Annotated in this window: 5 protein-coding genes; 4 read left to right on the top strand and 1 reads right to left on the bottom strand. The window is 48.9% G+C overall.

The window, feature by feature from the left end:
• Window positions 1–4,467: a glutamate synthase large subunit gene (gene gltB / locus AC0J20_RS14340; protein WP_473022175.1), complete on the bottom strand. Its 4,467-nt coding sequence runs from the start codon at window positions 4,465–4,467 to the stop codon at window positions 1–3.
• Window positions 4,468–4,952: 485 nt separating this feature from the next.
• Here gltB and arcB point away from each other — a divergent pair, with 485 nt between their 5' ends.
• From arcB to AC0J20_RS14320, 4 genes are all read left to right on the top strand, one after another.
• Complete coding sequence (gene arcB, locus AC0J20_RS14335; RefSeq protein ID WP_473022174.1) at window positions 4,953–7,352, top strand: aerobic respiration two-component sensor histidine kinase ArcB; 2,400 nt, start codon at window positions 4,953–4,955, stop codon at window positions 7,350–7,352.
• Between the two features lie 146 nt (window positions 7,353–7,498).
• Window positions 7,499–9,271 (top strand): sensor histidine kinase, encoded by a 1,773-nt coding sequence (locus AC0J20_RS14330; RefSeq protein ID WP_473022173.1) that lies wholly within the window; start codon window positions 7,499–7,501, stop codon window positions 9,269–9,271.
• Between the two features lie 5 nt (window positions 9,272–9,276).
• The gene (locus tag AC0J20_RS14325; protein ID WP_473022200.1) at window positions 9,277–10,623 is read left to right on the top strand and encodes a sigma-54-dependent transcriptional regulator; all 1,347 of its coding nucleotides are present in this window, start codon (window positions 9,277–9,279) and stop codon (window positions 10,621–10,623) included.
• Window positions 10,624–10,884: 261 nt separating this feature from the next.
• Complete coding sequence (locus AC0J20_RS14320) at window positions 10,885–13,890, top strand: TonB-dependent receptor domain-containing protein (protein WP_473022172.1); 3,006 nt, start codon at window positions 10,885–10,887, stop codon at window positions 13,888–13,890.
• Window positions 13,891–13,924 lie beyond the last annotated feature (34 nt).

Below are 13,924 nucleotides of genomic sequence, written 5' to 3'. Positions count from 1 at the left end.
TTACTGCGCCTGCACTCTGAGCTCATTCGTAGAGCGACTGATATGGCCAAGCAGGTTCTTCACATCACTGGTTTTGGGTTTGATCAGTTTGAACTGTTCTAAATAATCCGCGAAATTAGTCAGGATCTTCAGTGCGTGTTCGCTACCGGTTTCTTCATAGTGTTGATCCACCAGGCCGCGAAGATGCTCTGACAGAATGATTTTGTCACCGATGTCCAGAATTTCCACCAGTTCCTGGTTTACCCGGTTTTGCAGATCGCCTTGCTCGTCAAGAATATAAGCAAAGCCACCGGTCATACCGGCACCAAAGTTCACGCCAATCTTGCCTAAAATAGCAACAATACCGCCGGTCATGTATTCGCAGGCATTGTCACCTGTACCTTCTACCACCGCGATTGCCCCGGAGTTACGCACCCCAAAACGCTCACCGGCACGTCCGGCGGCGAACAATTTACCGCCGGTGGCGCCGTACAAACAGGTGTTACCAATGATGGCGCTGTTGTGGGGGTCGTATTCCACGCCTGCGGGTGGGTAGATCACCAGCTTGCCGCCGGTCATGCCTTTGCCTACATAATCGTTGGCATCACCTTCCAGGCGCATTTCCAGGCCACCGGCATTCCATACGCCAAAGCTTTGCCCGGCTGTACCCTTAAAGCTGATGTTTACCGGGTAATCTGCCATGCCCTGGTTGCCATAATGGCGGGCAATAAAGCCAGACAACGACGCACCTACAGAGCGATCGGTATTGCGTATGTTGAAATTCAACTGAATACCGGACTTGTTTTGCACCGCAGATTCGGCGCGAGCCAGAATCGCCAGGTTCATATCACCGTTATCCAGAGGCTTGTTGGTCACTTCTGAACAGAACAGGCGCGTATGCGAACCGGCTTCCGCTTTGGCCAGCATGGGTTTTAAATCCAGTTTGCGCTGTTTGGCGTTGACGCCGTCCAGTACCTGCAGATATTCTGTGCGACCAATCAGGTCGTCCAGCTTCTGAACCCCTAAACTGGCCAGAATCTCTCTGACTTCCTGAGCGATAAACTTAAAGTAGTTCATCACCATTTCCGGCAGACCGATAAAGTATTCGCTGCGCAGTTTTTCGTCCTGAGTGGCAACACCTGTGGCGCAGTTGTTCAAATGACAAATACGCAGGTACTTACAACCCAGCGCTACCATAGGTCCGGTACCAAAGCCGAAGCTTTCTGCGCCCAGAATCGCGGCTTTAACCACGTCCAGACCGGTTTTTAATCCACCGTCGGTTTGTACCCGTACTTTGTGGCGTAAACCATTTTCTACCAGAGCCTGCTGGGTTTCAGCCAGGCCAAGCTCCCAGGGGCAACCGGCATATTTAACTGAAGTCAGTGGGCTGGCACCGGTGCCACCGTCGTAACCAGAAACAGTGATCAGGTCTGCATAGGCTTTGGCAACACCGGTTGCGATGGTGCCTACACCTGGCTCTGATACCAGTTTTACCGAGATCAGCGCTTTTGGATTGACCTGTTTTAAGTCAAAGATCAGCTGTGCTAAATCTTCAATCGAATAGATGTCATGATGGGGCGGTGGTGATATCAGTGTTACACCTGGCACTGAGAAACGCAGTTGCGCTATATATTTGTTCACCTTATCGCCGGGCAGCTGGCCACCTTCACCGGGTTTTGCGCCCTGGGCCACCTTGATCTGAATAACATCGGCGTTCACCAGGTAATGTGGGGTTACCCCAAAGCGGCCTGATGCCACCTGTTTAATTTTCGAGTTGCGGGAATTACCGAAACGCTTGGGATCTTCACCCCCTTCTCCGGAGTTGGATTGTCCACCCAGGGTGTTCATGGCAATCGCCAGCGCTTCGTGGGCTTCCGGGCTCAATGCGCCGATAGACATGGCCGCACTGTCAAAGCGTGGATAAAGACTTTCAGCCGGCTCCACCTGATCAATAGAGATAGGCTCTTTGCCGGTATTCAGTTTTAATAAATCGCGGAAATGCGCCGGTGAACGTTGATTCACCAGATCTGCAAACACCTGGTAATCGGCATAATCGCCGGATTTAACCGCTTTTTGCAGACTGGTTACCACGTCCGGATTATAGGCGTGGTATTCACCGCCATGCACGTATTTCAGTAATCCACCATGACTCAACTGCTTGCGTTTTAGCCAGGCAACACGGCCCAGGTTCATCAAATCCTGCTCGAAATCACTGAAGCCTGCACCCTGAATGCGCGATGGCACACCACGGAAACAGATTTCCATGACCTCATCAGCGACACCCACTAATTCAAACAGTTTGGAACTGCGGTAACTGGCGACCGTAGAGATCCCCATTTTCGACATGATCTTAAACAGCCCTTTGTTGATCCCCTTGCGGAAGTTCATAAAGGCCTGCATGTGGCTTAATTCAATCTCGCCTTTTTCCACCATCTGCTCGATAGTTTCATAAGCAAGGTAAGGATAAACGGCAGTAGCTCCAAGTCCTAACAACACCGCAAAATGATGAGGGTCACGGGCTGAGCCGGTTTCCACCACAATATTTGCGTCACAGCGCAAAGACTTGTCCACCAGGCGGCGCTGAACTGCACCAACGGCCATCGCAGCGGGAATGGGTAAGCGATCTTTTTTGATATTGCGATCAGACAGTACCACAAATACTGCTTTTTTGGTTTTCACCAGGTATTCGGTTTCATCACAGATACGTTCAATGGCGCGTTTTAAACCTTCTTCAGGCTTGTAGTTCAAATCCACCACTTCGGAATAGTAGTGTTCCGGATCGTACTCTCTCAACTGCACTAAATCGGTATAAGTCAGAATAGGCGAAGAAAACAATACTCTGTCGGCATAGCCGGAGGTTTCACTGAAGACGTCCTTTTCCCGACCAATACAGGTGGCCAGAGACATCACGTGATTTTCCCGCAGCGGATCGATAGGCGGGTTGGTGACCTGCGCGAATTGCTGACGGAAATAATCATACATAATGCGTGGTTTTGAGGACATCACCGCCATCGGCGTATCATCACCCATGGATCCCACAGCTTCCTGACCATCACTGGCCAGCACTTTAACCACCTGTTGTAACTCCTCATAAGAGTAGTTAAACAGTTTGTGATAGACGTTCAGTTCATCATCGTTGTAGGTGCGCTGACCAATCAGCGTTTCTTCGTACTCTTCGATGGGTTTTAAACGACGGATATGGCTATCAATCCACTCTTTGTATGGGTGACGGCCTTTCAAATCTTCATCAATTTCGGTACTGCGCCAGATTTTCCCGGTGCGGGTATCTACCGCCAGCATTTCACCGGGGCCAACCCGGCCTTTTTCGACCACATCAGCGGGTTGATAGTCCCAAATACCCACTTCTGAGGCCAGGGTAATAAAGCCGTCTTTGGTGATGACATAACGGGCCGGACGCAAACCGTTGCGATCCAGGTTACAGGCCACATGACGACCGTTAGTTAGTACGATACCAGCCGGGCCATCCCAGGGTTCCATGTGCATGGAGTTAAACTCATAGAAAGCACGTAAGTCCTCATGCATGGTTTTATCGTTCTGATAAGCGGGTGGCACCAGCAAGCGCATGGCGCGGAATAAATCCATACCACCGGCCAAAAACAGTTCCAGCATGTTATCCAGCGAAGACGAATCGGAACCTTCCATATTTACAAAAGGTGCCGCTTCTTTTAAATCCGGGATCAAAGGCGTGCGGAATTTATAGGTTCTGGCCTGTGCCCAGTCGCGGTTACCGCGAATGGTATTAATTTCACCATTGTGGGCCAAAAAGCGGAAAGGCTGTGCTAACGGCCACTTTGGCAGGGTATTGGTGGAGAAGCGCTGATGGAAGACACAAATGGCTGATGCCATGTCTTTGTCAGCCAAATCCAGATAAAAACGTGGTAAATCTTTCGGCATTACCAGGCCTTTGTAGATCGACACCAGATTTGACAATGATGCGATATAGAAATCTTGATCTTTAGCAAGGCGTTTTTCAGCGCGGCGACGGGCCATAAATAACCGGCGCTCAAGATCCACAGCTCGCCAGCCTTGTGGCGCATTCACAAACACCTGTTTAATCGTTGGCAAACAGGAAACCGCCAGGTCTCCCAGTACTGAAGGATCAGTAGGGACTTCGCGCCAACCTAATACCGCCAGTGTTTCGTTTTCAAGTTCTTCATCCAGGATGGCCATGGCCGTCTGGGCTTTTTTGTCATCCTGGCTAAGGAAAATCATTCCGACCGCATAGTTCTTTGCTAAAGTCCAACCATGCTCTTTGGCGACTTTTTGAAAAAATGCGTCAGGTTTTTGTAATAAAAGTCCACAACCGTCACCGGTTTTGCCATCTGCAGCGATACCGCCACGGTGCTGCATGCGGTCCAGGCCATGAATTGCGGTGTGCACCAAACGGTGACTTGGCTCGCCATTCACATGGGCGATCAGGCCAAAGCCGCAATTATCCCGACTGTCATTGGGATTGTATAGTTTCATTAACTCAACTCCTTCAACCTAAGACTGGGCAGGGTATATGTTCTCTCACCCAACGTTATCGTTGGTGTTCTTTCAATTTTGCGACTTCCATGTTCTTATTTTGTGTCGTCAGGGGTATACCAGTCTGGCTCGAATCTTTATGCAATTTGTTTTCAAGCGGGCTGATCAAAATAACTGTATTACAGAAATAAATCAATTGCTGTAATAAAATTACAAACGGGAAAGTGGGATAAAAATATTGTTTTCATGCTGCAAAATTACACTATTGTGACAAAGTTTTCATTTGGGGGTTTACCAATAGGATAAAACTTCTATTTTTGGAAACCTTATTAAAATCACCCGCTAATAGAACAGTAAGTTTACAGCTAGAACAGTTTAGAATATTTATGTTTATTATATGAATAAACAATAGTGATGCTGTTCCACTCGTGGCAGACCAGGCAATTACTTGCTAGGATGCGGCTAAAAATTTAAGTGAGTTGAGTATGTCGTCAAAACCAGAACAGCAACCCAATCCGGTTGAGCAAGTTCAATCCCAGCAACTGGATTCCTGGGCGGAAAGGGCTGCCCGTTGGATTTCTCAATACGGCGCAACCAAAAGCACCCTGGTGCTGTTTCTGTTTAGTCTGGTGGTGACTTCCATAGGTTCATTTATTATTCGCTTTGTTATCGGGGCGCATATCGAGCTGGAAGATTTGATCACGGCGATTGTGCTGACCTGCACCGTGGCGCCAATGGTATTTTTAGTGTTTAGTGCCCTGGTTAAACAGTTGGAAGTATCCCGGCAAAAAATGCAATCTGCGGTTGCCGAGATGGAGCGGATGCGGGAGGCAGACATTCGTCTGCATCAGGAGCTACAAAATAATATTCATCAACTCAATAAAGAAATAGAAACCCGTCAGCAGGCGCAACTGGACCGCGAGCGGGTGTTTGCTGAGCTGGAAAACCAGATGCACAACCGCACGGAAAAAGAAGAACAGGCCCTGCGCTATTCTATCTTGCTGCGCTCTATTATTGATGCCTCGCCGGATTTGATTTACTACCGCAACGAAGAAGGCAAATTTGCCGGTTGCAACCGGGTTGCCGAACAGATGACGGGTAAAACCGAAGAAGAGTTGATGGGGCTGACACCGCATCAGGTTTACGATGAAGAGCTTGCCCGCCAGGTGGTGATGAGTGACAACGAAGTACTGGAAAGTAACGCCAGTATCACTGAAGAACTATGGTTGCGCTTTGCTGACGGTCGCCGTCGCTATTATGAAATGCGCAAGGTGCCGTTTTTTGATCCCAAAGGCAACCGTTTAGGCTTGCTGGCCTTTGGTCGTGATATTACAGAGCGCAAGCAAGCTGCCGACGCGGTGAAAAAAGCCAGTAAAGATAAAACAGCATTTATTGCCACCATTAGCCATGAATTACGTACGCCGCTAAACGGTATTGTCGGTCTGAGCCGTATGCTGCGGGATACTCAGCTCAACAAGGAACAATTTAACTGGGTCAGTACCATTTATGCCAGTGCCATTACCCTGGGCAACATCTTCAACGATATTATTGACCTGGATAAAATCGAACGGGACAGACTGGAACTGCAGCTTAAAACCGTTAATCTGAAAGAGTTTTCTCTGGAGCTGGGCAGTATCATCGAATTACTGGCGGCCGATAAAGGCCTGAGCTTTAAATCCCATCTGGTCGAACCCATTCCACCATTTCTGGAAGTAGACGGTACCCGCCTGCGCCAGATTTTATGGAACCTGCTGTTTAATGCTGTGAAGTTTACCCCGCAGGGCCATGTCAGTCTGACCATCGAAGCATCGATGCCGGAGGACGGCATTTCACTGGTGAAGTTTAAGATCACCGATACCGGGGTGGGGATACCGCAGGAAGAACTGGAAAAGATCTTTGCCATGTATTACCAGGTGGACCATCCCAACCATAAAAGCGCTACCGGCACCGGCATTGGTCTGGCGATATGTCAGCAGATGGTGTCTATGATGAAAGGCCATATCTCAGTAAACAGCGTACTGGGTGAAGGTACCTGTTTTACCGTTGAGTTACCGCTGGCGGTAAGTTCTCAGGGCATACGCACGCAACAGTTGATGACGCGCTCGCTGGATATCCTGTTGGTAGAAGACATTCAACTTAACGTTATGGTGGCCAAGGCGCTGTTGGAAAAATTAGGGCAAAAAGTGTCGGTGGCCATGACCGGCGAAGACGCGTTGGAGCAGGTGCGCAATCATCATTATGATCTCATTTTGCTGGATATTCAGTTGCCCGACATGAACGGTTTCGAAGTGGCTTCCATTTTGTGTAAAGAAGGGTTGATCAAAAATACCCGGGTGGTGGCACTGACCGCAAACGTGATTAAAACCCGTCAGGAATATCTGGATAACGGCATGGATGACGTTATCGCTAAACCTATTAAAAAGAGCCGGGTGATTGAGGTATTTAACCAGTTGTTTGCTGAAAGTGAGCCACAACAGGCCAGCGCTGCACTGCCGGAACCCGGTGTTACCCCTGATAAGCACTTACATGCGGCACTGGATATGGAACTACTGGAAATGCTGCTGGATACCATAGGTATCGATATGATGCAAAACAGCCTGACGGTGTTTGAGCAAATGATGCCAAATTATCTGGAACTGCTGCAACTGAGTTTAAGTGCCAAGGAAAAATCGGAAGTGTGTAGCCATGCCCACAAAATTAAGGGCGCGGCCGGATCTGTAGGCCTGTCAGCTGTGCAAAAGATTGCCAATAAAATCCAGCAGGGAGATCATCCTGCCTGGTGGCAAAATGTCTATGATTGGGTCGAAGAGTTGCAACAAGCCTATGAGCACGATTTGCAAAAACTGAAAGACTGGATGGCCGCTCAGGACAATGACATTGACTAAGCCGAGGCGCGTTTAAGCAAGGGGCGGGCAAGCTCCTTCTCTCGCTCAGTTGCTTCGAATCACAATTAAAGCGCCTCTGTTGTTTGTAATCTATTTGTTAAACGTTTATAACAATGCGCTCTGTTGCATGGGCTGAGTGCTGAGTTATGTTCCGAAGCATCACATTTATTATCTGGTTGTGCTATTTGATCCTGGTGGGGCTCCTGTCTTACTCGATTGCTGTGACTTCCGAAAAAAATCGCGCCGACCAGCAGATTTCAGATGTTGCCAGTCGCCTTGGAATAGAGCTGGATAAATTCCGCACTTTACCGCGGGTACTGGTGTTGCACCCTGTCATTGTCGAAGCCCTGCATGCTCCCACTGCCGCGACACTGAATAAAGCCAACCAACTGTTGCAAACTTATAACACCCATCTGGCCAGTGATGCAGTGTACCTTTTGTCGGCAAACGGCATGACCGTTGCGTCGAGTAATTGGCACGGGCCGGATAGCTTTGTGGGCAATGATTACGGATTTCGACCCTACTTTCAGCAGGCCATTGAAGGGACGGACGGAAACTATTTTGCTTTGGGTACTGTGTCTGGTAAACGCGGCTATTACTTTTCGTTTCCGGTGCGCGATGCCGGGCTTATCATTGGTGTTATGGTGGTCAAAGTGGCGCTGAGCGTGATTGAAGACAATGATATTAACAGTGGCTTCGAACTCTTACTCACCGACAATCACGGTGTCATTTTCTACAGCTCTAACCCGCAGTGGAATTATTCTTCATTGGTGTCATTGGCGCCGGATGTTGAAGCTGAATTGATCCGTCAAAAGCAATATGGCGCAGGCCCCCTGGCCGTATTAACCGACCACAATGACTTACCGTCACTACTACAGCAGTCCGAAGTGACGCTGCCCAATCAGGTTGCCGACACCAGCTATCTGGTGGCTTATAAAGTGATGAATCAGGTGGGTTGGCACTTGCTGGCATTAACGCCCCGAAGTCAGGTGTTTGTATTGGTTATGTGGACCCTGCTGGCAGCCAGTGCGTTGTTTATTTTAATTGCTTTACTGAGCCTGTATTGGCGGCGACATCTGATCGCCCAGCGTCAGTTAGCTCAGGTTAATGAACAACTTGAACAACGGGTAGAGAAGCGCACAGCCGAATTGCGCCAGACTAACATTGCGCTGGTGGATACAATCGATAAACAGGCCCTGACCGAACAACGCTTAAAAGAAACCCAAAACGAGCTAATTCAGGCCGGTAAACTGGCACTGCTGGGGGAATTGTCTGCCAGTATTAATCACGAGTTAAACCAGCCCTTAACGGCGTTACTGACTTACAGTGAAACGCTGCTGTTGATGCTTAAAAAAGGTCGTACCGATGGCATTGAACAAACCATCGAAGAAATTATTAAGCTGACCCGCATGATGGCGAAGATAGTCGCACAATACAAACTGTTTGCGCGCAAATCGGCAGGCAGGGTGGGGCCGGTTGATTTGCAGGAAACCGTGCGTGCTTCGCTGGCGATACTGGAGAGTAAAATTCAAAAAATGCAGGCTGAAATTCAGATCCAGCAAAGTGATCCTGGCTTACAGGTGATGGCTGAATCGGTGCCGTTGGAACAGGTTCTGGTTAACCTGATCAACAATGGCTTGCAGGCCCAGGAAAGTTGCCAGCCGGTAAAACTCAGTATCACGGTGGAAGCCATGCCACAACAGGTACGTATTAGTGTCCGGGATTATGGTCCGGGTCTTGAACCGGGTGATCCCAATCGGGTGTTTGAACCTTTTTACACAACTAAAGGACGAGGGTTGGGGTTGGGATTAACTATTTCTCAGCGCATTATTGAGTCTTTTAACGGTACCATAACCGCGCAGCAGCACCCCGAGGGCGGTGCGATGTTTTCTCTAATTTTGCCCAGGAGCATGGCGTGAGCGCAATGACCTTACCTATTTATATAATTGACGATGAACCTACCATTTTGCGTTCGCTGCAACAGTTGTTGCAGCTGGAGGGATACAAGGTTGATGTGTTTACTGACGCCCGCGAAGCCATGCGCAAACTGGAACCGGACTTTAACGGCGTATTGATTTCCGATATCAATATGCCAGGAATGGATGGCGTTGCGTTATTGCGCGAAGCGCTAAAGCTGGATCCGGAGCTTTCCATTGTGATGCTTACCGGGCATGGTGATATTTCTACAGCGGTAGAATCGATGCGCCTGGGAGCCTATGATTTTATCGAAAAGCCGTTTTCCAATGAGCACATTCTGGACGTTATCAAACGCGCGGGTGAAAAACGTGCATTGGTACTGGAAAACCGTGAACTGAAAAACGAACTGGATGCGCAAGCCGGTGCTGGTCCGCGAATTTTAGGGCATACCACTAAAATAAAAGCCCTGCGGCGCATACTTCTGCAGATACGGGATATCCCGGCAGATGTCCTGATCAAAGGCGAAACCGGTGCCGGAAAGGATCTGGTTGCGCGCTTTTTGCACTACAACAGCAAACGACAAAATGAGAATTTTGTGGCAATCAATTGTGGTGCCATTCCCGAATCCATGATTGAAAGTGAATTGTTTGGGTTTGAGGCTGGTGCCTTTACCAGCGCCCAGAAAAAGCGGGTGGGAAAAATCGAACACGCCAATGGCGGTACGTTTTTTCTGGATGAAATCGAAAGTATGCCCATGGCACTGCAGATAAAGCTGTTGCGGGTACTGGAAGACAGACGGATTGAACCGCTGGGCTCCAATCGTCAGGTTGAGCTGGACATTCGGGTAATCGCCGCCGCTAAAGTGGATTTACTGGAGTTGGTGGAAAAAGGCGAGTTTCGCGAAGATCTGTACTATCGACTCAATGTGATCAACGTGGAGATACCGCCGTTAAGGGAGCGCAAAGAAGACATATCGCTGTTGTTTCAACATTTTGCCGCTATTGCCAGTACCCGTTTTCACACGGACGCCCCGCGCCTGACCAACGAGCAACTGCTTCGCCTGCAGCAACACAACTGGCCGGGAAACATCCGGGAATTGCGCAATGCCGCAGAACGCTTTGTTCTGATGGGAGGACAAACGGCGTTTGATGATGGGACGCCAGGCGTTGAAAATGACAAGCTGACACTGGTTGAAAAAGTCGCCCATTATGAAAGACAGCTACTTCAGGAATCATTGCGGGCCAATGAAGGGCGACTGACCGATGTACAACAGCACCTGGGATTACCCCGTAAAACCCTCTATGACAAAATGCGCAAACACGGCCTGGACAAAGGGGATTATAAGTTATCCTGATTCCTATTTGTTAATGGCAGGTAATGGGTGGATGTTCACCCATTTACAAAAATGTAACGTGTGGGAGTTCACCCAAAAAGCCAGGTGAAATAAAGTTCTCTATATTTAACTAATTGAAAAACAACAATAAAAAACAATTTTTTGGATTGGCAAAGTCTTTGCAATTGTTGCTTTGATGTTAATGCGTGATGATTCGCCCTAAGCGCCACGCTGCATTGTCTGAAGACCCATAGGACACACTTTTAACGTTAAGGTAAAACAATGATTAATAAAATTACCCAGGTTATTCGCTACGACCGCTTGCTGACCTCCACTTGCATGTTAGCGGTAGCATCATCTCTGAGTATGGCTGTAGCCGCACAAACCGCTGAAGAACAAGACAAAGATATTGAAAAGATTGCCGTGGTGGGCTCGCAAATAAAAGGTGCGGAAATAAGTGAAGCATTAGCCGTATCGCAACTGAGCGCTGAAGATATCGCCACCATGGGAGTTGATTCCGGTGATGAATTGTTGCAGCTGATCCCGGAAAATGGCCAAAACTTTTTTAATGAGGCCGGCAATATCAGCGGTGGTGTCAATGCCGCGCGCGGTGATGTGGGGGCGTTTAACCTGAGAAATATCGGGACAGGTAATACATTGGTATTGCTCAATGGTCGTCGCATGGTGAATTCCGCGGCTTATCAAACCGAAGTGGTTGGTGGCAGCTTTGTACCGGTGAATACTGTGAACTCTCAAACTATCCCGGTGTTTGGTGCTAAACGGGTAGAAGTTTTGCGCGATGGAGCGTCAGCTATCTATGGTGCAGATGCCGTCGCAGGTGTCGTCAATACGGTTACCCCTAACGATTTTGTCGGGTTTGATGTACGGGTAAAATGGCAGGAGTATGAGAACCTGCCTCGCAATGATCAAACGCTGTCCATGCATTGGGGTAAAGACATCAATGATGGCAAAACCAATATCGGGGTGATTTTCAATTATTATCAGCGAGATCGCGTTAATTCACAGGACGATCCCCGCTGGTCCAATGCTGACCTGACGGATCGTTTATCTCCGGATTCACCCTGGTATGGTCACTCTGAGTTTGATTCTACCAGTGCCAACTCATTGTATGGTCAGTTTGATATAATGGATCGGGTGGCAGCTTCTAATCCGCTGCGCACTGAAGGCTTGGTCGATGGCAGCGGCGAATTTGAAACTTTCCCCTCCGGTGATGCCCGATGTGTTTGGGAGCTGGGTAATGGCCTTTGTGCAGCACCAGACGGGCAGGGCACAGAGCGTTACAACATGAATCTGGATCGCGACCTGACCTCTGAACTGGAGCGCACCAATGTTTTCATCAATATTAATCACACTTTCGAAAACGGTTGGGAAGCCTTTACTGAAATCATGGGTTATAAGTCCGATACCAATCTGAGACGTCACCCGACAGCATCGTTTTCCTCCTCTAAATTAATTGTGGCGGCTGATAATTACTACAATCCCTTTGGACCGTGTGGTTCACCCAACAGGTTGGACAATCCGGCAGTCATGGAGGGGGTACCCTGCGAGGGGCTGGCACTGGAAATTGATAACTACCGCTTTGCTGAATTGCCGCGTATTGTTGATAACTCGGGTGAAACCTATCGTTTTCTGCAAGGATTACGGGGTTATCTGGGGAACTGGGATTGGGAAACCGCGGTTTCCTATTCGAAAGGTACTAAAGATGATGTCACCCACAATCGTGTTTCCAATACGCTGATGCAGGAAGCGCTGAACGATACCACTGCAGCCGCTTATAATCCTTTTGCTGTCGGCGTTGATTCCAATATCGAACGGGCATTGATAGATGTGTATCGCAAAAGTGAGTCAGAGTTAACCACGTTTGATTTCAAAGTTTCCAATGCTGATCTGTTCGAATTACCCGCCGGCGCTGTAGGCTTCGTTGCTGGTGTCGAATGGCGCGAAGAGTCATTTAAAGATGATCGCGATCCACGTCTGGATGGCACAATTCAGTTTATTGATGATGATGGCGATACCTATCCGTTTGTGTCTGATGTCGTGAATTCCAGTCCTACGCCGGATAATAAAGGCAGTCGCAATGTCAGTTCGTTGTTTGCTGAATTCCAGATCCCAATTTTGGACAATCTGGATGTGCAACTGGCTGCGCGTTACGAGAACTTTTCCGATGTTGGCGATACCACTGTAGGCAAAGTGGCCTTTGGTTACCGACCCTTTGAACCTGTGTTGTTGCGTGGCTCCTGGTCTGAAGCTTTCCGGGCCCCGAATCTGGTTACTATCAATGAAGAAATCGTCGCGCGCACCCAAACCCGCACTGACTATGCGTGTTTGTATGCGGCTGAAAATGGCGGGGACCCTGACCAGGACGCATTAGATTGCAATTATTCGCTGCAACGTATAGCCCAGGGCAGCGAAGATCTGCAACCTGAAAAATCGGACAACACCTCTGTGGGTATTGTTGTTGAGCCGCTGGAAGGGTTAGCGATCACTCTGGATTACTGGAGCATCAAGAAAAAAGACACCATTGGTCTGCTTGGCGAGGAAAACCATTCTTTACTGGACCTTCTGTACCGTCTGGAACAGGGCACGGCAAATTGTGAAGGTGCGACATTTAATTCAGCCGTAAATCGCGGCGATATCGATCCCGATGAAGCGGCATTTTATAACGCCGCAGGTATCTGTGCTGCGGGTCAGATCAACTACATTGACGACCGGTACGCCAATTTAGATACCCGTACCGTGTCAGGGCATGATTTAGGTGTGTACTACACCTTGCGCTCCGATTTTGGTCGATTCAAGCTGGATTACAATGCCTCCTTCCTGGATAAATTTGAGCAGGAAGCGGGGGGCGTTGCACAACAACTGGTGCAGGCGCAGGCCGATGGCATACTGCCGGCGCATTTCCCGGTGATGGGCTTTGATGATCTGGTGCGCCGTAATGGCAACCAAAAAGAAAAACACAGCCTGCGCATGACCTGGCGTAAAGATGCCTATGGTGCATCGCTCTCTGCCTACCGAATTGGTAGTTTTTATCAGGCAGAGCTAACACTGGAAGACGGCACCCGCTACAACATACCGGCCATGACGACTTTTGATGCCACCGTGGACTACACCGCGCAAATTCATGAAGTTGACACACGCTTCCGGTTGGGGGTGAAAAACCTGACGGATGAACGCGCTCCTTTGGCGGCATCCAGCTTTGGTTACTTTGAAGATGCCCATCAGGATTATGGACGTTATTTCTATCTGGACGTACGCGCCAGCTTCTGATCCTTACAGCATAAAACCGGCGTCACTCAGACGC

The organism is Planctobacterium sp. R6 (assembly GCF_055755215.1).
The sequence above is the reverse complement of the archived record's forward strand: the minus strand, read 5'-3'. Positions and strand labels throughout refer to the sequence as shown.

Bases quoted from the DNA above. Each gene is read 5' to 3' on its own strand.
- gltB (WP_473022175.1), bottom strand. From the start codon at position 4,467: ATGAAACTATACAATCCCAATGACAGTCGGGATAATTGCGGCTTTGGC.
- arcB (WP_473022174.1), top strand. From the start codon at position 4,953: ATGTCGTCAAAACCAGAACAGCAACCCAATCCGGTTGAGCAAGTTCAA.
- AC0J20_RS14330 (WP_473022173.1), top strand. From the start codon at position 7,499: ATGTTCCGAAGCATCACATTTATTATCTGGTTGTGCTATTTGATCCTG.
- AC0J20_RS14325 (WP_473022200.1), top strand. From the start codon at position 9,277: ATGACCTTACCTATTTATATAATTGACGATGAACCTACCATTTTGCGT.
- AC0J20_RS14320 (WP_473022172.1), top strand. From the start codon at position 10,885: ATGATTAATAAAATTACCCAGGTTATTCGCTACGACCGCTTGCTGACC.